Here is a 20,857-nt window from a genome sequence, read left to right as displayed (position 1 = left end):
AAAGAAGCAGAAATATTGAAAGTCTAAGGGAATTAGGCGTTAGGAATTGAGAGTTGTTAATAATTATCCGTCATTGCGATTGAGCTTTAGCAAAAGAACCAATCTCAGTGTTTTTAATCTCCCAAGATCACTTCACTCGCTTAGGCTCGTTCGTGATGACAAATATAATAACCCCTAAACCTCAACCCCCAATGCCCAACCCAAACCACATCGCAATAATAATGGACGGCAATGGCAGGTGGGCAAAGCAAAATAGTAAATCCACCAAAGAAGGCCATCGGAGAGGTGCGGAAAGAGCCAAAGAGACAATAAAACTCTGCTTAGAGAAAAGGATTAGTTTTTTAACGCTTTATGCTTTTTCTTCTGAGAATTGGTCGCGTCCAAAAGATGAAGTTACTGACATCATTGATTTACTTAGGTTTTACCTCTCTGATGATGCGGAAGCTCTAATCAAAAAGAATATCGCAATTAAGTTTATTGGCGATATTTCAGCCTTCCCAAATGATGTTCAGATAAGGGCAAAAAATATTGAGGATAAATCTTCTGCGTCACCAAAATTATCGGTGAATATTGCTTTGAATTATGGTAGCAAACAAGAAATTACTAATGCTGTAAAAGCATTAATTTCAGGCAATATTGAGGCAAGCATTGAAGCAATTGAAAGTAACTTATATACTGCAAAAATTCCTGATCCAGACTTGTTAATTAGAACCGGTGGAGAAAAACGCCTTAGTAATTTTCTACTCTGGCAATCAGCTTATACTGAGCTATATTTTTGTGATGTTCTATGGCCTGATTTCAACAAAGAGGAATTTGAAAAAGCGATTGAAGATTTTTCAAACCGAGAGCGAAGATTCGGCGGTAGGTAATTTTTTCCTACCACCGAATCAAATTAAGATATTATTTTATAGAAGCCATTTTGCCAACGATACCGCTGTTAGCATCTTTAAGAACTTCTAAGCTCACTGCCTTATATTTAGATGGATTAGCTTTAACAGTGAATGATCTTGTTTGGTTAGTGCCACCACCCATTAATGCAGAAGCCAAGTTAAGAGCTGTTTCTGTTGCTTTATATGCATCAGATGAAGTGCTAATAACCTCTCCAAATTCTTTAGTAGAGTAAACTGGCTGACCAACAGTTATATTGCCATTAGCTGGAGAAAAAGGACTTCCATTTCCACCAATCAAGTTAAGTTTACTGCCCGGCGTAACAGTTATACCCTGACCAACTTGAAGCGTTGAATAGCTAACCCCGCTATCACCTTCAGCATTTGAGAAATCAACAATGTAGGTTACGCTAAGAATTTTTTTCTTAGTTTTCTCAGCTATATTAGATGCAACAATTGTTGGGTTTCCAAAACCAAAACCGCCTGTGATATTAATATTATCACCTAAGAAAAACCTTATTTTTCCTAGTTCTTTAGGCTGGAAATATTTTGTAACATTTGTTGTAGAAATTAAGCCACCTTGATTATCAACATATGGTGTGTCATAAGTTTTTGTTTCAGAGAAATCTTTATCTTTAAGAATTTCACTTGATGGAGAAACCTTGAAGCCCTTTGCTTTTAACTGAGCAACAAAATCTTTGTATGCTTGTTCTGCAATTTCTTGTCTGATGCTATCATTAACACCAGTTAAATCCATTTTAGCAGAAGATTTACCGCCAAAACCGCCACCCATTAAGCCACCTCTAGCTTGTGAACTATCAGTTTTTTTCTCTACGAAACCAACTTTGAAACTTGCGACAACAACTTCTTCAGTGCCTTCAAAAGCACCTTTGCTTTCAACTTTAAGGTCATCTTCCTTCATCAAACCGAAGATACCTCCTGTTCTTTCGCCTGGTTTAATAACCCCATCTGACTTGCCTACTGAGCAAGATGTAATGACTGCCGAAGCAAATAAAATTGTGAGTAGTTTTTTCATATATCAATAATGTTTTTAATTAATAAAATGTAATCAAATTTTTTATAGAAAGTTAAATTGATTGTCAATTAATCCATTCTATAATTTGGGGCTTCTTTGGTGATGGTTACATCGTGAGCGTGGCTCTCTTTAAGGCCTGCAGGAGTGATTTTAACAAACTCACAATTTTTCTGCATCGCTGAAATATTTGCATTACCAGTATAACCCATCGCTGAGCGAAGCCCACCTACAAGCTGGTGAATAACCGCTGAAACCTCCCCTTTATAAGGAACTCTACCCTCAACACCTTCTGGCACGAGTTTAAGCTGATCTTTAATATCCTGCTGGAAATATCTATCCGCTGAACCCCTTGCCATTGCACCAATAGAGCCCATTCCACGATAGGTTTTATAAGAACGCCCTTGATATAAAATCACTTCCCCTGGGCTTTCAGCAGTACCTGCGAAGAGTGAGCCTATCATCACAACATCTGCACCGCCGGCAATCGCCTTAGCAAAATCCCCAGAGAATTTTATTCCACCATCTGCAATAACCCTAACTTTATGCTTTTTAGCCACTTCTGAGGCTTCCATAATCGCAGTTAATTGTGCAACGCCGACCCCCGCAACTATTCGTGTAGTGCAGATAGAACCTGGCCCCACGCCAATTTTGACAGCATCAGCACCAGCTTCAATCAAGGCTTTTGCCGCCTCTTTTGTAGCAATGTTTCCACCAATTATCTGCGATTTTGGATATAATTTTTTAATTTTTGTAACCGTATCCAAAACATTTTTTGAGTGGCCGTGAGCCGTATCAACAATTATCGCATCAACTTCAGCTTCAATTAAGGCTTTTGCACGCTTAATGCCATCATCACCAGCACCAACTGCAGCAACCACACGCAAACGACCTAGAGAATCTTTGGTTGCATTTGGGAATTTCTGCGATTTTTCAATATCCTTAACGGTTACTAAACCAATGCATTTATATTGTTTATCAACTACAATTAATTTCTCAATTCTGTATTTGTGTAGCAATTTTTTAGCTTCATCAATACCAACGCCATCTTTGATAGTAATAAGATTTTTACTCGTCATTAAATCTGCAACTTTTTGCTTTTTATCAGTTGCGAAACGAACATCTCTATTAGTTATAATGCCAAGCAATTTGCCCTTTTCATCAGTAACTGGAATGCCCGAAATATTATTACTTTCCATTAAAAACAGAACATCTGAAAGCGTTGCAGTTGGTGAAATTGTTATCGGATTAACCACCATTCCAGATTCAAATTTCTTAATTTTGCGAACTTCATTTGCTTGTTCTTCAATCGTCATATTCTTATGCAAACAGCCGATTGCACCATTTTGAGCCATAGCGATTGCAAGGCGTGCTTCAGTAACTGTATCCATAGCCGCAGAAATCAAAGGAACACCAAGCTTTATGGAGTTAGTTAGAAAAGTTGCGGTATCAACTGATGAGGGGTGAACCTCACTAAAAGCGGGCTTTAGAAGTACATCATCAAAAGTAACAGATTCAGAAATTCTAGAGTTTAAGTTACCAGAATTATTTTGAGAAGAATTTTTCATGCAATCAAAAGTTTATATGATTGCACGCCCGTATAGCATTTAAGCAGATAAATTGGAAGGATTATTTTTTAAGGCGGGATATTAGTATCATTTAATTTTTCATTTTCAAGTTCTGCGGTGATTTCATTGAGTATATCTTTATCAATAAAATCTTCGTCCCAGCCGAATTTAGTAAAATCAACTTCATTGGGCTTGATTAAACCTTTCTCAAGCTTGGCGAGAATAATAGCTTTTTCGGCCTCTTCAATATCGTCTAAATCAAGTTCATCAGAGATTTTTTGTGGGGGAATTTTCTCTGCAGGGAAAATTTCATCGGGATTTTCTGATAAAATCTCCTGCTCTTTTTCTATGATTTTAAGAAGCGAACTAGAAAGCTTGTTAATGATGTTAGCAGAATTACTAGTATTTTTGAGATAGTCAAATTCCTCATCATTATGATTATTTTGCGAAACATATTCCTCCAGATTGCTGAAAATAGCCGATATTATCTTGCGAGATTTTCGTAAGATTTCCTCGTGTTCATTGCGGGTTTGTAAATATTTTTGTTTCATAGGTTGGTATTGGGGGTTTTACTCATTTAGCTATAGGAGGGGGCATAATTGGTTTTTGGTCGTTAGTCTTTGGAAAAAGCCCCCCTCTTAATCTCCCCCCGTAAACAGGGGGAGAAATTTTTCCAGTTTCTAGCACCTAATTCAATTATGGAACGAAAAAATATAAAGCGGAAGGGGGGGGATAAATGAAAATATCTAAGACGATTAAATTTTATTCTCTTGCTAAATTTTTCTTAATCTGTTTTTTATAATGATAAAAATTACATAAATTTATGAGCTTAAGCCGGTTAATAATTAAAGCATCGCTTAAAAGCCTTGATAGGAATGCTTTCAAATATAGCTATAAAAGTTTAATTCTACTTTTTGCAGTTTTCGTGTGCTTGTATCTCGGCATTATTCAAGCAGATAGATACGCCTCAACTGCAAAAATTGTTGTAAGCCAATTAAATAATTTGGAATCAAATAATATAAATCTATCAAGTATAATCTCTGGAAACACCAGCAAAACTGATGATTCTGCAATTATTGTGGAATATATCAAATCAAAAGAAATGATGAATTATCTTGATGAAAAACTTGATTTGAAAAAAATGTTTTCAAGAAGTGAAGCTGATTTACTATCAAAATTATCCCAAAATTCTGATGAAGATGATTTATATGATTTTTATTTGAGTTTTCTAAAGCTAAGGGTTTCAAGTGATTCACCGATTATAAATATTGAAATGCAAGGTTTTATACCTGAAGATTCTGAAAAAATTTTGGAGCTAATTATAAAACAATCTGAGCAATTTATTAATAAAATATCTAAAACAACTGCACGCCAACAGCTTGATTTTATTAGGCAGGAAGTCGCAATTTCTGAGGAAAAAATAATTACCGCACAGGAAGATTTGCAAAAAATTCAAGAGAAATTCAACGCTCCAGACCCAACTGCTGAAGTAACCTCAGTTGTTTCAAGGGTTTCAGATTTAGAACAACAATTATCTCAGAAAGAAATAGAGCTAAACCAGCTAATGGCCTATATGTCGCCACTTTCAGTGAAAGTTAGAAATCTAAGAAGGGAAATTGAAGTTATTGAAAGCGAAATTGAAAAACAGAAAAAGCGAGTTATCAAGAAAAATGACATCACTGATATTGAAAATGTTAATATGATGTTTGAATATAAAAATATGGAACGCAAGCTGGAATTTGCGATTGAAGCCCACAGAGCCGCCCTTTCAGCACAGGAAAAAGTTCGCACAACTTCTGCACAAAATCTCAAAAAATTAGTGGTGATAACTGGCCCTTCAACTGAAATTAATGCAAGTTATCCAAGAAGAGTTTATAATATTTCCTTGTTTTTATTTTGTTTAGGATTGATATATTATATTATAAAAGCTACATATTCCGCAGTAATGACGCATAAATCAATTAATTAGTTTCAAATGGAAGCACAAAAAATCGTAAAAATCGGTAAGATTAATATGTCAAACGAACTACCATTCGTTTTGATTTCAGGCCCTTGCCAAATGGAGAGTGAGTCCCACGCGATGATGGCAGCGGAACACCTAGTTAAAGTAACCTCAAAACTTGGTATTCCTTATATTTATAAAAGCTCATTTGATAAGGCAAACCGCACTTCTCTTAATGCTAAAAGGGGTTTTGGTTTAGAAAATTCTCTTGCTGTTTTTGAAAAAGTTAAGAAAACTTTTGGTTGCCCAGTTCTTACTGATGTTCATAATGAAGAACAATGTAAAATTGCTGCGGAAGTGGTTGATGTGCTTCAAATTCCAGCGTTTTTATGTCGTCAAACTGATTTATTAGTTACTGCTGCCAAAACTGGCAGGGTGGTGAATGTTAAAAAAGGGCAGTTTTTAGCCCCTTGGGATATGAAAAATGTCGTTGAAAAAGTTACTGGCTCTGGCAATCCAAATGTTGTTGTAACTGAGAGAGGCTCTTGCTTTGGTTATAATACTTTAGTTACAGATTTTAGGGGCTTACCTATTATGGCGGAGCAAACTGGCTGCCCAGTAGTGTTTGATGCAACGCATTCAGTGCAACAACCCGGTGGACAAGGCAAAGCAAGTGGCGGTGATAGAAGATTTGTTGAAACACTTTCTCGCGCGGCAATTTCTGTTGGTGTTGCTGGCATATTTATGGAAAGCCACAATGACCCTGATAATGCACCATCTGATGGGCCTTGTATGGTTAAATTTTCTGATATTGAAGAACTCCTAAAACGCTTACAAGAGTTTGATATTGTAGCAAAAAGGAAGTAAAAAAAGCCAGACTATTAATAAAATTAGGGTAACTTAAATCACCATTTGTCACTCCGCATTTATTGCGGGGTTAATGTTTGAAAGTGTTTCTAAGTCTAATTTTTGAGCGTGTTTTGTAATTAACCCAGCAATATATGAGGGGTGACATTAAAGAGAAAAAACAGCAGATAACTTATAAAATCTATACTTACCTAACGATACATTTAAGAGAGTGGAGTATTATATAGAAAGTTGCGTTTAATTACTTATGCTTCATTCAGAGCTTAGATAGAAATAATATATTTGAAGTAGTATATTAATTCTATAATCTTGCTTCGCTCAATATTACGCTAAGCAAAACTATTATTAACTTAAAGCATCAACGGCTTTTTTAATTCTTTCTAATGCGTTTGATAGAATTTTATCAGAAGTTGCATAAGAAATTCTGAAATATCCCTCAGACCCAAAAGCAATGCCTGGAACAACAGCAACAAGATAATCTTCAAGCAAGTAAGATGCAAAATCAGAATCATTAGCAATAATCTTTCCGCTTGGCGTTCTTTTACCAATTATACCTTTGCAACTAGGGAAAACATAAAACGCACCTTCAGGAGTTTTGCAAGAAAGACCATTAATATTATTAAGACCTCCAACAACTAAATCTCTCCTTCTTTTGAAAGATTCATTTCTTGGTGCTAAAAATTCTTGCGTTCCATTTAATGCTTCAACCGCCGCCGCTTGAGCGATAGATGATGGGTTTGAAGTTGATTGTGATTGTAAAGTTGCCATTGCTTTTATCAAATCAACTGGCCCTGCACCATAACCAATTCGCCAGCCTGTCATTGAATATGCTTTTGATACGCCATTAATAGTAATTGTTCTTTCTTTTAATTTTGGTTCAACCTCAACGATCGTGTGGAACTTAAATCCATCATAAATAACATGCTCATAAATATCATCGCTCATCACATAAACATTTGGGTGCTTGAGAAGAACATCTGCAATCGCACGAAGTTCACCAAAATTATAAGCAGCACCAGTTGGGTTGCTTGGAGAATTAAGAACTAACCATTTTGTTTTTTCAGTAATTGCATTTTCTAATTTTTTTGCAGTGAGTTTGAAATTTGTATCATCACCACATTCAACAAAAACTGGTGTGCCACCTGCAAGATTAACAATATCAGGGTAAGAAACCCAATAAGGTGCAGGAATAATTACTTCATCACCAGCATTAAGCGTTGCAAAAAATGCATTATAAATAACTTGCTTGCCACCAGTGCCAACAGAAATATTTTTTGTTTCGTAATCAAGATTATTCTCTCTTTTGAATTTCGCTACGATTGCTTTTTTTAATTCAGGCGTGCCATCAACTGCGGTATATTTTGTATCGCCTTTATCAATTGCAACTTTTGCTGCTTGCTTGATATTATCAGGGGTATCAAAATCTGGCTCGCCAGCACCTAAGCCTATTACATCTTTTCCAGCTGCTTCTAATTCTTTTGCTTTAGTGGTTACCGCAATTGTAGGGGAAGGTTTAATTTTTTTCATTGTATCAGAAATAAAAGCCATACTAAAACCCTTTGAGTTGTTTGTTTTCTTGCGGTTTATAGCGATACAATAAAATTATGCAAGACCAAATTTTTATGTTTTTTTGTTAAGAGAAAACAATCTTTGCAACAAAATTCATGCAAGAAAAAAATTTTATAATAAATTTGAAAAATTTCTTTGCATCTCTAAAACTCTTGGAAAACCAAGGTTTTTTCTGTATATAAAAAAATAGTGATAGATAATTTTTGAACTAATAAAAAAAACTTGTGATTAAAAAAACACAAATGATTAAGTAAATAATAAAAATTTTAATTAAAAGTAATTTGAAAATTTATTAGCAAGATTTTTTTTGTTATATTGCATTCAGGAAAAGTGTGAAAGTATTTGCACTAAGTACGCCGAATATGTCACTGGTGGGATAATCGGAACTAATCAAATGGAGATTAACATGGCTGCAAAAAAAGCTGCAAAACCTGCAAAAAAAGCTGCTGCAAAAAAACCAGCTGCTAAAAAACCAGCAAAAAAAGTTGCTAAAAAGAAATAAATCTACTTAAAGTAGGTTTAATATAGGCTCTTGGATATTTTCAAGAGCCTTTTTTATTTGTGGAATATCTATCAAAATAAATAATTAGAAATTATCAAAGCCGTATTTTTCTTTTAGCATTTCTTGAACATCTGGCGGAACTGAATCACCATAACCAGAGATTATAATCTTGCCGTAATCCTCCAAATTATAACTATCACCTGATTTATGTTTAAGAAAAGCATCTTTCTTTTCTTTATCAACTAATATAAAATACCAAGCATTTCTTCCAGTTATATCACGACCAGTAACTTTATAACACAAATCACCACGACTATTAATTAGGTGATCCATAAAAGATTTTTTTTCAGTGGCGAATCCTTCCTTGCTATCATTATCTTCATCAGAATTATCATCAGATTTTTTTGCAAGCTCTGAAATTCCTTTTTTTTCTTTAACTTCTTCTAAGGGGCTTTTCTTTTTAGCAAATTTTTCTGCGAATGAGGTTTTTTCTTCCATATCAACTATGAGTTAAATTTTCTCTATGATAGCAGAAAATGATAATAAAAATCAATGTAATAATTAATTGATGTAGTTTCTGATACAGAAAATATCCAAATTATGTTATTTGAATTTATATGAAGCAATCCAGAAACATCTCAGGTCTACCTTATAAGGCAATTAACAAGCTCTTAAACTTGAATTTAGAGCATGATGTTGTGCATTTAAGTGGCAGTGTTATTGTTCATGTAAAGCGAAAACATCCAGAATATAAATATGCGATAGGAAAAATTGACGAAGTAATAAAATCACCGGATTTTATAGGGCAATCGCCTGATCATATAATTAATTTTGAAGTTATAAAAAAATTCAAGAAAAATTATGTTTTGGTGGCAATTTCATCAAGGAAAGATAGGAGGGGTGATTATCCTGTAATGTCAGCTTATGTTATTTATGAAAATACTATTCAAAAAAGGCTAAGAACTTCACAGATAGTAGAAGTGTAAAAAGGCACCCGAAAGTGCCTTTTTATCTAGGTAGGGTGCTAGTTCCTACATCTCTTGGCTGAATTACAGTTAATTACCATAACCAGTTAGTTACCCTTTTTATGGTGCGTGAGGAAGCCGTTCTCACCTCTAGACAAAATTATAATAGAATATTTTTTTATAAATATCAAATATTATTAAATGATTTTTGTTTAATAGTTAACTATTTTAATAAGTCAGTGTAGGGTTTTGCAGTCTTGTTGATAATAATTATCAAAATTAGCTTGACAAAGGGGTGATAATTATTATTAATCTCGCTGATAATGATTATTATTGACTAAAATCAATTAGTAATTTGAAATGTTTATCTAATAAAAAAGCAAAAAAATAAAATTATGACTAATAAATTAAATAAAATTTTCCTTCTTTCTGCATCTATATTTATTGCAAGTTCTGCAAGTGATGCACTCGCAAGAACGCCAAAAGATAAAGGTTTTAGCTTAGATACGGTAACGGTTGTAGCAACAAAAAACAAAAGGGATATCAAAGAAGTTCCGAATATGGTTTCGGTGGTTGATGCAACTCAAGAAGGTTTGAACCTAAGCACTAATATAAGTGATTTAACTAGAAATGTAACTGGCTTAAACTTTGTGGGTGGGCCTGTTAGAAGTGGTCAAACCCCAAATATGAGGGGTTTTGATTCTACCAGTTTATTAATCACGCAAGATGGTAGAAGGCTGAATTTTGAATCTGTTCACGATGGCAGATTTTTCGTTGATCCATCAATGTTAAAAAGGGTAGAGGTGGTAAAAGGTCCTTCTTCTGCCTCTTATGGTTCAGGCGGTGTTGGCGGCGTTATCGCATTTGAAACTAAATCAGGTAAAGATTTCGCAAGAGAAGGTCAAACTGAAGGCGTTGAATTTAGAACTGGTTACCAATCAGTAAATGAAGAAGGAAATGGCGGTTTAACAACTTTCAAAATCGGCGATAATTATGATGCGGTTGCAAGCCTAACGCATAGAAGATCAGAAGATATAGAACTCAGCAATGATACAACTCAGCGTTCAGATGATAATTTGCTTTCAGGGGTTGCCAAACTTACTTATAATTTATCAGATGTTTCAAGTTTGGTTGCTTCAGTGCAATCATTTATGAATAACGCAACTGAAAATACAAATCCTCAGGCTGGAACTGTTCAAAATTCAGGTAAAAACCTAGTTGATAAAGATATTACGCAAAATGAAGTTGGTATTAAATTTCTTCACAACCCTAATGAATTAGTAAATCTTAAAACGCATTTTTATGTTGTTGATACCGGCGTTGAAGAAAGAATTATTGAGGGAACTGCACTAACAGCGGTTAATGATACCCTTAACAGAGAAATGGTAACTTACGGCCTTAATATTGAAAATAATTCCAAGATTGGTTTTAACAGCTTTACTTATGGAATTGAATTATTCCAAAATGTTCAAGAAGGTAGCTTCACTAACTCAAATAATAATTCTGGTTTAACTGGAAATCAACGCCCTGGTGTTCCAAATGCTGAGCAATTAGTTTTTGGTGGTTTCTTACAAGATGAATTAAACTTTGATTTGGGCGGTGAAAAAGAATTATTCGTTGTGCCGGCCGCAAGGTTTGATGTTTTTAGAAACTCAACCGAATTAGCAGGTCAGCCTTCAACTGATGATCAAGCATTCACTCCAAGGCTTGGTGCAACTTATAAGCATAATGATAATTTTAGTGTGTTTTCTAACTATTCAACTGGTTACAGAACGCCAAATTTAACTGAGCTTTATGCGGCAGGTGCACATTTTAGGGTTGGTGCTTATACTAATACTTTTTTACCTAATTCAAATCTTAAACCTGAAGAATCTGAAACTTTTGAATATGGCTTAAACCTTAACTTCAAAGATGTTGTTGAAACTTCAGATGAATTAAATTTCAGAGCTTCAAGATATGAAACAACAGCTACAAATTATATTGAGCAAGTAATTTTTGGATCAACAATTGGCATTCCTTTTGTTTGCCCATTCCCATTTACAGCGGGTGGCTGTTCGGCTGGTAATACTCAGCTTAGAAATATTGCTGAGGCTCAAATTTGGGGTTATGAAGCTGATGTTACTTATGAAAGCGATTTAGTTAGAGCTCAATTAGGTGCAAGTTTCAATAATGGCAAAAACTCTCAAAATGGTCAGTTTTTAACAACAAAACAGCCTTTCTTGGTTAATTCTGATATTGGTTTCAAACTTCCTTATGATTTAGTTGCGGGTCATTATGGTAAATATGCGATGGCTAATGAAAGGGCTTTGGTTGATGTACCAAATCAGATTAATTATCTAAGAAGTGGTTTTGCGGTTCATGGCGTTTATTTAAGCTATAACCCAACAAAACTTGATAATTTAAGCCTTGATATGGGAATAGATAATATGTTTGATAAAAGATATAAAGATCCATTCTTTGAGCTTTACAGCCCTGGTAGAAATTATAGAGCCGGCCTAACTTGGAGGTTTTAGTTGATTTCTGTTTTTAGTGTCACCCCGCATTTATTGCGGGGTTAATGGTTGAAAGTGTTTCTAAGTCTAATTTTTGAACAAGTTTTGCAATTAACCCCGCAATAAATGCGGGGTGACATTCGGGACGAAAACAGCTAAAATTTTATAATATCTATGGGTAGCAATTACTGTCTAAAGATTTTAGCTTTATAAAAGAAGGATATAAACTAATATGAATGCTAGTGTAATAAATATTGATAGAATGTTCTTTAGCAGAAATGAATCTGTCTATACTGCAAGCGTTGTAAAATCTTTCTTGATGCATTTCACAATTTTTGTGTTGGTACTAATTCCAATTATCGCAAAACACAAAGATGAAAATGAAAGGGTTATTCCAATTAGCGTTTCAATGGTTAGTGTTGCAGCACCTAATATCACGCAAGATTTGAAAAAGAATTCTGATAAAATTAAAAATCTTGATGCACCAATTAAAGAAAAACCTCAAAAGAAACTTGAGAAAGAAACTCAAAAACCAAAAATTTTAGAGAAAAAAATTATAGAAAAAACCCCTATTAAAACTAAGTCTGAATTACCAAAATTAAATATCAGTAAAAATTCTGATTTTTCATTGCCTGCCTCAATGCAGAAAAAAATTGAAGAAAAAACTGAGACAACCAAAACATCTAAAATTTCAGAAATAAAAACAAATATAATTGATGTTTCTCAAAAAGTTAGAGAATCAAATATCAATGTTAAAAAGCAAATTACAGCTAATGGCTCTGGAAATTCTGCTTCAAATGTTATGCCAACTCTTTCTGAGGCTGATTATCTCTCAACAACTCCGCCAATATATCCGCCAAGAGCAATTGATTTAGGCCAGCAAGGAATTGTCATTATAAGGGCGTTAATTTCAGCTAATGGCGGTTCTGTTCAAAAAGTTGCTATTCATAAGTCATCAGGGTTTTCAATACTTGATAATTCTGCCCTAGAAGCCGTAAAAGATTGGAAATTCAAGCCATTTACGCAAAAATCTATCCCAATTTCCGGCTGGGTAATGGTGCCTGTTAGGTTTGTTATAAGGTAATTTTTAGGTGGTGATTAGGCAGTTTTAGAAAGGGTTTTCCTCAAAAATGTCACCCCGTGCTTGTCACGGGGTTAACCATAAAACAAGCTTAAGCTTAGGTTTGGCAATACTTTCAACAATTAACTCCGCAATAAATGCGGGGTGACAATATGAGGTTAAGGAGCTTTTATAGTAATTACTGCTAATTTATAAGCCAAGCACCAGTTGACCTTGTGCAACTTTAGGCTATAAAGCAACTAATTAGGCTTTATAGAAAAAATTATAATTTTTAATCAAGAAAATATATGAATACAAATCTAGCAGTGAAAATTGAAGAGAATAATATTCTTGAAAGATTTAATAATCTTAAAAATGCAAATCCGGCAATTCGTCCAAAAGATGCTGCAATTGAGCTTGGCATTAGTGAGGAAGAGCTTGTAGCTGCCAGAATTGATGGCAAAACTATTTTCCGTCTTGAAAATAAGCCAGAGGAAATTTTGCTTGAAATCCATAAATTTGGTGAAGTTACTGCATTAACAAGAAATGAATCTGTCGTTCACGAAAGAAAGGGCGTTTATAATAATGTTTCATTCTTCACTGAAGGGCCAATGAGAATGGGCTTGGTGGTAAATGCAGATATTGACCTTCGATTATTTATGGCACATTGGGCTTCAGCTTACGCCGTTGAGGAGCAAACCAAAGCAGGGCCTAAAAAATCAATTCAATTTTATGGTAAAGATGGTTTAGCAATTCACAAAATTTATCTAACTTCAAAATCTGATGAAAATGCATATAATGAAGTGGTGAATAAATATCGTTCGCAAAATCAAGCAACTGAAATTTCAGTTACGCCTCTTGAGCCAAAAAGACCAGATCTGCCTGATTCTGAAGTTGATTATAAAGGTTTTGAGGCGGAACTTAGAAACCTTAAAGATACTCACGATTTCTATATTCTACTTAGAAAATATAAAATCGGTAGGGTGCAAGCCTTGAGGCTCGTTAGTGATGAATTTGCTTATCGTTTAGATAATTCATCAGTAAGAAAAGTTTTGGAAGGTGCAAGAGATAAAAATTGTGAAATAATGGTTTTTGTTGGTAATCGTGGCTCTATCCAAATTCACACTGGTGATGTTCAGAAACTCGTTGATTATGGCGAGTTTTACAATGTTTTAGATCCGAAATTTAATTTACATATTAAGGAATCTGAGATTGATTCAATCTGGGTTACAAGAAAGCCAACAGAAGATGGCATTGTTACTGGCGTTGAAATTTATGATAAAGCTAATGAGTTAATCTGCACTTTCTTTGGCAAACGCAAACCAGGAATTCCAGAACTTGAATTATGGCGTGAAATCGTTTCTACGCTTCCAAAAATATAGATGAACAATAAACCTAAAGCGGTTGTTTTACTAAGTGGTGGGTTAGATTCCGCAACCTGTTCGGCTATCGCAATTAGTCAAGGTTTTGAGGTTTATGCCCTCAGTTTTTCTTATGGGCAACGACATTCTGTTGAGTTAGATTTTGCTAAAAGACAAGCCAAAATTCAAAAAATAAAAGAGCATAAAATTATAAATATTGATCTGCGTGCTTTTGGTGGTTCTGCTTTAACTGATGATATTGACGTTCCTAAAAATAGAGATAGTGAAAAAATCTCAAAAGAAATTCCTATTACATATGTGCCAGCAAGAAATACAATTTTTCTTTCATATGCTCTTGCTTACGCCGAAGTTTTAGGTGCAAGCGATATTTTTATCGGTGTGAACGCCCTTGATTATAGTGGCTATCCTGATTGCCGGCCGGAATATATCAAAACCTTTGAAAGGCTTGCAAACCTTGCAACTAAAGCAGGTGTTGAACAGGGATTGTTTAGAATAAATACCCCACTTATTGATTTATCAAAAGCCGAAATTATTAAACTTGGTAATAAACTTGGCGTTGATTTTGAAAGCACAATTTCTTGCTATGATCCTATTGATAATAAGCCTTGCGGAGTTTGTGATGCTTGCTTACTTAGAAAAAAAGGTTTTGCAGAAGCAGAAAAAACCTAAACCGCCAATTTTTGCAGTTCTTTTTCAACGATATTTTTTCTATCATCTAAAAATAAACCTACAAAAAATTCTTTGGTATAACGCACTAATTTATTATACATTCTAACTAGTCTATTTTTCTTTTTATAATTTTTGGCCTTAAAACCTTCCGAAAATAATTGCCATAATTTTGCATAATTTTCAGGCATTGAAATTTGCATATTAAAATCAGCTTCCCTAACTTTTTTCGCAGCCAAAATTGTTCCTGCTTGATTTGAAGGGTGAGAAATAACTTCAAAACCAGCCTTTGTAAGCAATGCTTTCAGCGTCTCATAATTAAAATTATAAATATGAGCATAGTGAAAACGATTAGTCGGCGAGTGGCTTGTATGCTCAATATCCGGCACATCAATTACTAAAATACCATCAAATTTAAGCCATTTACTTATTGATGCTAAAGCAGTTAAAGGCTTTTGCAAATGCTCAAGCACATGGTGCAAAGTAATAATATCATATGATTCATTTTCAACATTTGCATCTTGAAACATAGAATTTATAACATTTACACCAAAAGTATCTTTTGTATATTTTGAATAGCCCTCATGCGGTTCAATGCCAGTAACATCAAAACCGGCAATTTGTGCTGCGTATAAAAATTCACCAGAGCCACTGCCGATATCAAGCAATTTTGATTTTTCGTTGGTAAATTGTTTTAGCCTTTCAAGCCTATGAAGTGCGTTTTTTGAATATCTGATAATATGCTTCTTTTTTGGCTGATAGGCTGATTTATAATCACTGCGATATTGCTTTTTATAATAATTTTTGAGTTCATCTTCACTTGGTATTGGGTGACTATGCACCATTCCACAACCAGTACAAATTGCAGTAGTTAATTTTTGAAAATGCCTACCCTTATTTGCAACAATTCTAACTTCGTGAGAGCCACAAATAAAGCATTCCTCATCAGATTTTACAATTTCACCAATTTGATATTTCATAGAAAGTATTTTTTATAATAATATTTCTCTTGAAAAAATTTTCCATAATTATTTAGAAAAATGTTCAAAAATATGTAAGGCACCAAAAATTAGGAAGCAAATTCCTGAAATTAATTTTAACGGAATAGTTTCTAAATATTTTCCGGCCATATTACCAATAAAAGTTGCTATTGCACAAGAAAACACGAGTGCCAATGCAGAAGCGAGAAAAATTAAATATGGATTATTTTTTGAATCACTTGCAAAAAAAGCTGTTGCAAACGCGGTTTTATCGCCAAGCTCCGCAAGAAAAATCGTTATAAAGATTGAGATTAGATGTGATGACATATAGAAAATTTATTGATTAAACAAAAGCTTATAAAGCGGCATGATTAGCTAAGTATATATTTAAGCTATATAACCTCTAATTGTCACCCCGCATTTATTGCGGGGTTAATTGTTGAAATTACTTATAAACCTAAGTTTGAGCGTGTTTTATGGTTTACCCCGCAATAAATGCGGGGTGACAATTGGAGGAAAACAGCAGATAACTTAATAAAATCTATACTTACCTAACAATGCCTTATAATCACTTATCTATAATTCTTGCAATAATAAAAATCTTGGTTATAAAGCTTCACAAGTTTGCGGATATGATGAAATTGGCAGACATGCGAGATTTAGGTTCTCGTGCCGAAAGGCGTGGGGGTTCAAGTCCCTCTATCCGCACCAATCGTTTTTTCGTTGATTCGTTCTTTAGTTGATTCATTTTATCTTTCGAAACAACGAATTAACAAAACAACGAAACAACGGAATCAAATGCAAGTAGAAAAAATCAAAGAAGAAAAGCTTTCTAGAGAATTTAACATTACAATTCCAGCGGCAAATATTAACGAAAAAGTTGAAGAAAAAATCGTTGCTATCAGCAAAAAAGTTAAAATGGCTGGCTTCCGTGAAGGTAAAGTTCCGCTTGATATTGTTCGTAAAAAATATGGTAAAGAAGCCCTTTCTGAGGTTCTGCAAGATGTAGTTTCTGCTTCAACTAATAAAACTCTTACTGATAATAATCTCCGCCCTGCATCTCAGCCATCTGTTGAAGTTACGCAGTTTGAAGAAGGTAAAGATTTAATTTATAAATTATCTTTAGAGGTTTTTCCTGAAGTTCCTTCATTTTCGTTTGAGAAAGTAAAAGCTAGAAAAGTAGTAGCAGAAATTTCTGAAAAAGATATTAATGAATTACAAAAGCTAGTTGCTAATAACTCTAAAGATTTTGCCCCTTTGAAAGAAGCAAGAAAATCAAAATTAGGTGATTTACTAATTATTGATTTTAAGGGGTTTGTTGATGGTAAAGAGCTTGAAAAAGGTGAGGCTTCAAATTTTAGAGTAGAACTTGGTTCTGGCACTCTAATTAAAGATTTTGAAGATAAACTTGAAAATCAATCTGCTAACACAGAATTTAGAATCAAAGTTAAATTCCCTGAGAATTATCACAATGCAGAAATTGCAAATAAAGATGCTGAGTTTGATATTAAGCTTAATGAAATCTTAGAGCCTGTAACCCCTGAAGTTAATGAAGAATTTGCTCAAAAAATAGGTTTTGAAAATCTTGAAAAATTTAGAGAAGCTCTTAAAAAACAGCTAGAATTTGATGGTGAATCAATGGCTAGGCTTCTTGCTAAAAAAGAATTATTTGATGCCCTTGATAAAGAATATAATTTTGAATTACCTGAAAAAATGCTTTCAACGGAGCTTCATTCAATTATTCACGAAATTGAAAGAGAGCAAGAATCTCTGCCAAAAGAGCAAAGAAAATCTCATGATGATCTTCACAAAGAATATGATGCACTTGCAAAAAGAAGGGTTAAACTTGGCATTTTAATTACTGAGATTGGCAGAAATGAAAAAGTTGAAATCACACAGGAAGATCTAAACAAAGCACTGCAGCAAGAGGCTTATAGATTCCCAGGTCAAGAGCAAAAAGTGATTGAATTTTATCAAAAAAACCCACAAGCCTTTGAAAGGTTAAAAGGGCCAATCATTGAAGAAAAAGTTGTTGATGTTATCTTCTCTAAAATAAAACCTACTGAAGAAAAAATCCCGCTTGAAAAATTAAGAGAACTAATCTTAGAATCAGGTAAGAACTCTTAAGTCTTGTTAGGTTGTTTTGTCCTAATTTTCCCATCAAAAGATTTAGCTATTTCCAATAAATTTTTTACTTTATCTGGAATGAACTTTCCTTTCACCAAGTAGAATCCATAATCTACCTTTGGGAAAATGTGGCTGAGGGAAGTTCCAACAAGTTTATCATTCTTTTCTAAAACTATATCAGCGGTTATTGAAATAACCAAATCAGCCTCGATAAATTTTCTGGTAACTTCCCAATCTTCAAACTTAATTCGGAATTCTTTATTGATGCTATAGGTTGAAAAAACTTCATGTAAATTAGGTATAACATGCAAACCCTTTGCAGGAAGTGTAAAATCATATTTGGCAATTTCCTTGATTGAAATATTTTTTTTGCCAGCCAATGGGTGTTCTTTTCTTGTCAACAAAACAGGATCAAAATAAAAAAGTGGAGTGTATAAAGCTTAAAATTTAATACTAGGTAATAGTTAGATTATTTCATTTTCTTTAGAATTAGGAGGGGTTACTTCATCAAGGAAATCTAGAATGAAATTAGCTGTTTGAGAATAGTATAAGCAATTTATCTGCAAAGTCCCTTCCTTTACCAACGCAGAAAAACCACCATCTTGTAATATTTTTACTTCCTCACCAGATAAAGTAGCATCCGAATGCGAACCCTTATTTCGTATTATATTAAATGCTTTAAAAAACTTTCTCCATAGAGTTTTTCTTTCGTCTGATATATTAGAGTATAGAAGTGTAGAGTTAATATAATCTTCAAGGGTAGGTTTTTTTCTTTTGAAATAATTAGAAATTTTCTTTTTTTGCCTATTTTCTTTAAAGGTTGCTTCATTTATTATTTTTTGGTATTTCTCTATTAAAGATGATTCGGGAGCTATATTTTTCTCTAATAAATATTCCTTTAAGCTGACCTCTAAGCAGGAGTGTATTATATTAAAAAAAGTTCGATGAATAATTTGTATTACTGAGAGCCAGTTATTAAAGTCTTCATACACAATATTTCTATACAAACCAAAGTTATTATTACATTTTGGGTCTATTGAATTTGCTGCAGAGCATAAAAGACAAATAAAGCTATCTATTGCTGTCCCAATATACTGGTGCGGAATGGGTTTAGGATTCGCTGTTCTAATGTGTGTCTTTAATAATTCTTGAATAGAAGAGTCAATATTTACCAAGAATTTTGATTTTCTAATTGCAATTTCATCTTTATCTTGCATTTTCTATCCCCTAACCATCTCGCCATACTCTTTCATTAGCATTTTGGTGATTTCGCCAACTTTGAATTCAAAATTGCCGTATTTACCTTTGATAGAACCGATAGGTGTAATTTCTGCGGCAGTGCCAGTTAAAAATGCTTCTGAAGCTTTGGATAATTCCTCAACGCCGAAATGTCTTTCAATAACTTTAATTCCTTTGCTTCTAGCAAGCTCAATAACGGTTTGACGAGTTATACCATTCAAAAAGCAATCAGCGATTGGCGTGTGGATTGCATCACCGATAATCATAAAGAAATTCGCACCTGTTGCTTCCGCTACATAATTACGATAATCAAGCATTAATGCGTCATCAAACCCTTCTCTGAATGCTTTATTTTTTGTAAGCGTGCATATCATATATAAACCGGCCGCTTTGCTTGCAGTTGGCGCGGTTTCAGGTGATGGGCGTTTCCAATCAGAAAATGTAAGCTTTAAGCCTTTTTCAAGTGCTTCATTACCAAAATATGCCGGCCAACCCCAAGCGGCAATCGCCACATGAGTTTTTGCTTTATCAGCCAAAACCGCCATTTGCTCAGAACCCCTCCAAGCAGCAGGGCGGATATAACCATTTTCAACATTTCTTGCTTTTGCAGCATCAATGCAAGCCTGATTTAATTCTTCAACTGAATAAGGAATTTTGAAATCCAGCAATTCCGCTGATTTTATAAGCCTTTCATTATGCTCTTTCAGTTTGAATGGCTTGCCATTATAAATGCGAATGCCCTCAAATACGCAAGAAGCATAGTGTAACCCGTGATTTAGCACATGGATTTTCGCATCTTTCCACTCAACCATTTTTCCATCAAACCAAATTTTTCCATCTCTTTCATCAAAAGGTTTGCCCCAGTCAACTGCCGTGTGAGTATTCATAGAATTAAAAGTTTAATTTTCTGTGTCTTTTATAATCAATATCAAAATTAATCAAGAATTTGTAGGAATTAATAAAAGTTAAAAAATACTTGTTATTGAAATTTTTATGATTATAAGCAAACGGAACAATCTCAAGCAAGCTTGGGGGTGTAGCTCAGTTGGTTAGAGCGCTGCCCTGTCACGGCAGAGGTCGCGGGTTCGAGCCCCGTCACTCCCGCCACTTTAAGCAAAGTGGTAAATTCACTAGTAAGTCAAAAGGTTTCTTCAAGCTATACTCTAGGTTTGCACCATTCACTTTCAAGTTCGGAAATAAAAATCTGATAAGTTTTCGCTTTTGTTGGGTATTTGCCTTTTCAAATAATTCACTGGCTTTTGAAACTAATGTAAGCAAGGTTGAGATTGACTCATAGAAGTTATTATCCGCTTCATTAAATAGTTTAAGCTCTTCGTTAATTTCTTTCTTCCTGCTGTTATACTCATACACTTTTTTGTCGTATATATCTTTAGTAATACTCTTGCTGATTAACAGGTCTAAAACTGAGGATAAATTTTCGTTTAGCTTGTCATCTTCTTTTCTAAGGGTTTTTATTCTATTATCTCTATATTCGTTTTTGTGGTCGTGTGTTTGCTTTATATGAGCAAGCATTTCTTCTAAAAGCGTTTCTGGAATGTAAATTGAATCAAAAACGGC

The 20,857-nt window shown here is 34.1% G+C and carries 19 protein-coding genes, 2 tRNA genes and 1 pseudogene; 11 read left to right on the top strand and 11 right to left on the bottom strand.

The annotated features are described in order from the left end of the window. Positions 1–155 precede the first annotated feature (155 nt). Positions 156–869 (top strand): polyprenyl diphosphate synthase, encoded by a 714-nt coding sequence (gene uppS / locus SFT90_04715; protein ID MDX1949783.1) that lies wholly within the window; start codon positions 156–158, stop codon positions 867–869. Between the two features lie 31 nt (positions 870–900). Here uppS and SFT90_04710 read toward each other — a convergent pair whose 3' ends face one another. From SFT90_04710 to SFT90_04700, 3 genes are all read right to left on the bottom strand, one after another. Continuing rightward, complete coding sequence (locus SFT90_04710; GenBank protein MDX1949782.1) at positions 901–1,923, bottom strand: hypothetical protein; 1,023 nt, start codon at positions 1,921–1,923, stop codon at positions 901–903. Between the two features lie 68 nt (positions 1,924–1,991). After that, positions 1,992–3,488: an IMP dehydrogenase gene (gene guaB, locus SFT90_04705; protein ID MDX1949781.1), complete on the bottom strand. Its 1,497-nt coding sequence runs from the start codon at positions 3,486–3,488 to the stop codon at positions 1,992–1,994. A 68-nt stretch (positions 3,489–3,556) separates the two neighbouring features. Further along, entirely contained in the window at positions 3,557–4,039 is a 483-nt protein-coding gene (locus tag SFT90_04700) for a hypothetical protein (protein ID MDX1949780.1), read from the bottom strand. Positions 4,040–4,311: 272 nt separating this feature from the next. Between SFT90_04700 and SFT90_04695 the strand changes: the two genes are divergently transcribed. Next, positions 4,312–5,457, top strand: a complete 1,146-nt coding sequence (locus SFT90_04695; protein MDX1949779.1) for a hypothetical protein — start codon at positions 4,312–4,314, stop codon at positions 5,455–5,457. Positions 5,458–5,463: 6 nt separating this feature from the next. After that, a complete protein-coding gene (gene kdsA, locus SFT90_04690) occupies positions 5,464–6,297 on the top strand; it encodes a 3-deoxy-8-phosphooctulonate synthase (GenBank protein ID MDX1949778.1) in 834 nt (277 codons plus the stop codon). Between the two features lie 345 nt (positions 6,298–6,642). Here the strand turns inward: kdsA and SFT90_04685 are convergent, their stop codons facing one another. Together SFT90_04685 and SFT90_04680 are read right to left on the bottom strand one after the other, a co-directional pair. Continuing rightward, a complete protein-coding gene (locus SFT90_04685) occupies positions 6,643–7,845 on the bottom strand; it encodes a pyridoxal phosphate-dependent aminotransferase (GenBank protein MDX1949777.1) in 1,203 nt (400 codons plus the stop codon). Between the two features lie 607 nt (positions 7,846–8,452). Then, complete coding sequence (locus tag SFT90_04680; GenBank protein MDX1949776.1) at positions 8,453–8,866, bottom strand: hypothetical protein; 414 nt, start codon at positions 8,864–8,866, stop codon at positions 8,453–8,455. A 119-nt stretch (positions 8,867–8,985) separates the two neighbouring features. On the opposite strand from SFT90_04680, the gene SFT90_04675 reads away from it, so the two are divergent. From SFT90_04675 to queC, 5 genes are all read left to right on the top strand, one after another. Continuing rightward, on the top strand, positions 8,986–9,354 hold the full coding sequence (locus tag SFT90_04675) for a hypothetical protein (protein MDX1949775.1): 369 nt from the start codon (positions 8,986–8,988) through the stop codon (positions 9,352–9,354). A gap of 374 nt (positions 9,355–9,728) precedes the next feature. Further along, the gene (locus SFT90_04670) at positions 9,729–11,846 is read left to right on the top strand and encodes a TonB-dependent hemoglobin/transferrin/lactoferrin family receptor (GenBank protein ID MDX1949774.1); all 2,118 of its coding nucleotides are present in this window, start codon (positions 9,729–9,731) and stop codon (positions 11,844–11,846) included. A 211-nt stretch (positions 11,847–12,057) separates the two neighbouring features. Beyond that, positions 12,058–12,909: an energy transducer TonB gene (locus tag SFT90_04665; GenBank protein ID MDX1949773.1), complete on the top strand. Its 852-nt coding sequence runs from the start codon at positions 12,058–12,060 to the stop codon at positions 12,907–12,909. Between the two features lie 284 nt (positions 12,910–13,193). Further along, positions 13,194–14,267: a ChuX/HutX family heme-like substrate-binding protein gene (locus SFT90_04660; GenBank protein MDX1949772.1), complete on the top strand. Its 1,074-nt coding sequence runs from the start codon at positions 13,194–13,196 to the stop codon at positions 14,265–14,267. Continuing rightward, complete coding sequence (gene queC, locus SFT90_04655; protein MDX1949771.1) at positions 14,268–14,936, top strand: 7-cyano-7-deazaguanine synthase QueC; 669 nt, start codon at positions 14,268–14,270, stop codon at positions 14,934–14,936. Here queC and SFT90_04650 read toward each other — a convergent pair. Both SFT90_04650 and SFT90_04645 read right to left on the bottom strand, forming a co-directional pair. After that, positions 14,933–15,913: a class I SAM-dependent methyltransferase gene (locus SFT90_04650; GenBank protein ID MDX1949770.1), complete on the bottom strand. Its 981-nt coding sequence runs from the start codon at positions 15,911–15,913 to the stop codon at positions 14,933–14,935. The two genes, queC and SFT90_04650, sit on opposite strands and share 4 nt — an antisense overlap. 48 nt (positions 15,914–15,961) lie before the next feature. After that, on the bottom strand, positions 15,962–16,240 hold the full coding sequence (locus SFT90_04645; GenBank protein ID MDX1949769.1) for a TMEM165/GDT1 family protein: 279 nt from the start codon (positions 16,238–16,240) through the stop codon (positions 15,962–15,964). Positions 16,241–16,539: 299 nt separating this feature from the next. Between SFT90_04645 and SFT90_04640 the strand changes: the two genes are divergently transcribed. Further along, positions 16,540–16,624 (top strand) — tRNA-Leu (locus SFT90_04640). 87 nt (positions 16,625–16,711) lie between these two features. Next, the gene (gene tig, locus SFT90_04635) at positions 16,712–18,040 is read left to right on the top strand and encodes a trigger factor (protein ID MDX1949768.1); all 1,329 of its coding nucleotides are present in this window, start codon (positions 16,712–16,714) and stop codon (positions 18,038–18,040) included. On the opposite strand, the pseudogene SFT90_04630 reads toward tig, so the two are convergent. From SFT90_04630 to SFT90_04620, 3 genes and pseudogenes are all read right to left on the bottom strand, one after another. Beyond that, positions 18,037–18,462: pseudogene (locus tag SFT90_04630) on the bottom strand (LysR family transcriptional regulator substrate-binding protein). The gene tig and the pseudogene SFT90_04630 overlap by 4 nt on opposite strands. Before the next feature lie 42 nt (positions 18,463–18,504). Further along, positions 18,505–19,257, bottom strand: coding sequence for a hypothetical protein (locus SFT90_04625; GenBank protein MDX1949767.1), 753 nt, complete (start codon positions 19,255–19,257; stop codon positions 18,505–18,507). Positions 19,258–19,260: 3 nt separating this feature from the next. Further along, a complete protein-coding gene (locus SFT90_04620) occupies positions 19,261–20,166 on the bottom strand; it encodes a branched-chain amino acid aminotransferase (protein MDX1949766.1) in 906 nt (301 codons plus the stop codon). A gap of 143 nt (positions 20,167–20,309) precedes the next feature. Here SFT90_04620 and SFT90_04615 point away from each other — a divergent pair. Further along, positions 20,310–20,386 (top strand) — tRNA-Asp (locus SFT90_04615). Here the strand turns inward: SFT90_04615 and SFT90_04610 are convergent. Further along, a partial coding sequence (locus tag SFT90_04610; protein ID MDX1949765.1) for a hypothetical protein occupies positions 20,375–20,857 on the bottom strand: 483 nt, incomplete at its 5' end. The genes SFT90_04615 and SFT90_04610 overlap by 12 nt on opposite strands.

Source organism: Rickettsiales bacterium (assembly GCA_033762595.1).
Lineage (GTDB): Bacteria > Pseudomonadota > Alphaproteobacteria > Rickettsiales > UBA8987 > JANPLD01.
The sequence above is the reverse complement of the archived record's forward strand: the minus strand, read 5'-3'. Positions and strand labels throughout refer to the sequence as shown.